Origin of the sequence: Massilia soli (assembly GCF_016809835.1) — a bacterium.
Taxonomy (GTDB): domain Bacteria; phylum Pseudomonadota; class Gammaproteobacteria; order Burkholderiales; family Burkholderiaceae_D; genus Telluria_A; species Telluria_A soli.
In genome coordinates, this window is sequence record NZ_JAFBIL020000023.1 from 1 (window position 1) to 1,404 (window position 1,404).

Below are 1,404 nucleotides of genomic sequence, written 5' to 3' on the forward strand. Positions count from 1 at the left end.
ATTGAACGACTGAATTTGACCTGACAATCGCAGGCTACAAACCGGGCAACTGTCAGATCAGGTCGCGTTTACTACAGCTCACCCGTCCTTCACTGTCAACGGTGTGCCGGTTGCGACAGACGGGTGCATAACCGAATGCGGCTGCAAACTGATTGGCAACCTGCCGGCAACGGTCGCCTAGTCGCGTCTGCGCTTACCGGCGAGTCGCTGAGCGCCACGTGCGTGATTGCGGATGATCCTCAAAGTACCTGCATTCGTCGCCAACTCGTCGGCTATCCACAGCTCGAAACGGTGAGTCGCTGTCTTGCCGTCCTTGCGCTTGTGTTCACCCTGCCGACGGCAACCGCAATCACTTGTTACGGCTCTGTCGCAAAAGGAGCGATAACGGCCTCGACGAAAATTCCGGCTCACGGGGTCAACTTCCGTGCGTATAGTTCTGTGGGCGTCGAGGCCGGTCGCACCTACGTACACGAGCGAGTGCGGACTTGATGCTCGACACCTACTCGGACCTTGCAACTTCGGCGCCAAACAAGTTGTTCGTCTAAGGAGAGACCGGTCTGCCAAACGGCGAACCGAGCCTCTTCTATTCCTTCATGAAGCACCCCGTGAAGTAGCTTTCAGCGTTTAATCCAACACGACCGAGCTATTCGTCAATTTCCACAAACTCACCTGTATTCGCATCGCGTTCGAATGCTATGGGGTAAGGCGCACCCAGCAAGGTACGAAGTTGCGGCGCTCGCTCAACAATAGTCGAAGCATTGTATAACGCGAAATTTGACGACACCTCAGCATAGTCCTGGGTCTCATCTCCTGCAAAGATTCGCCATCCACTGTCATTCGCATCGTCCGACTCTTCACGGTACAAGTACCCGACCGGACAATTGTCGATCATCACGCGGTTACTGACGGTCACGTATCCTATTAGCATTTATTCTTGTCCGACGTTCGTGAGGTGTCAAGTCGATGCAGGCCGTTTGCAGGCCTTTTTGAGATGTGGTCGACCTCCGCATTGACGGAGGTCGAACCAGCAATGAACCAGCCTCGAACGGCCTAAGTCATTGATTTCTGGAGGCGAGGACGGGAATCGAACCCGTCTAAACGGCTTTGCAGGCCGCTGCATAACCTCTTTGCTACCTCGCCAGAAACTTGCTGCACAGCTTTTAGGGGCTGTAAGAAAAAACGCGGCCTGGCCGCGTAGTTTCAGGAATTCTGGAGCGGGAGAAGAGTCTCGAACTCTCGACCTCAACCTTGGCAAGGTTGCGCTCTACCAACTGAGCTACTCCCGCATTGGAGCTTACTTTTACCGCTTTACTACTGCTACCAGATAACTGGAGCGGGAGAAGAGTCTCGAACTCTCGACCTCAACCTTGGCAAGGTTGCGCTCTACCAACTGAGCTACTCCCG

The 1,404-nt window shown here is 54.3% G+C and carries 2 protein-coding genes and 2 tRNA genes; 1 reads left to right on the top strand and 3 read right to left on the bottom strand.

Annotated elements, in window-relative coordinates; all coding sequences use genetic code 11:
- The first annotated feature begins 49 nt into the window (after window positions 1-49).
- Complete coding sequence (locus I4X03_RS23400) at window positions 50-181, top strand: PAAR domain-containing protein (protein ID WP_370660551.1); 132 nt, start codon at window positions 50-52, stop codon at window positions 179-181.
- 462 nt (window positions 182-643) lie between these two features.
- Here the strand turns inward: I4X03_RS23400 and I4X03_RS22940 are convergent, their stop codons facing one another.
- The 3 genes from I4X03_RS22940 to I4X03_RS22950 form a co-directional block, all read right to left on the bottom strand.
- The gene (locus I4X03_RS22940; RefSeq protein ID WP_223471435.1) at window positions 644-913 is read right to left on the bottom strand and encodes a DUF2185 domain-containing protein; all 270 of its coding nucleotides are present in this window, start codon (window positions 911-913) and stop codon (window positions 644-646) included.
- 153 nt (window positions 914-1,066) lie between these two features.
- Window positions 1,067-1,140, bottom strand: a tRNA-Cys gene (locus I4X03_RS22945).
- 70 nt (window positions 1,141-1,210) lie between these two features.
- Window positions 1,211-1,286: transfer RNA gene (locus I4X03_RS22950), tRNA-Gly, on the bottom strand.
- Between the last annotated feature and the right edge of the window lie 118 nt (window positions 1,287-1,404).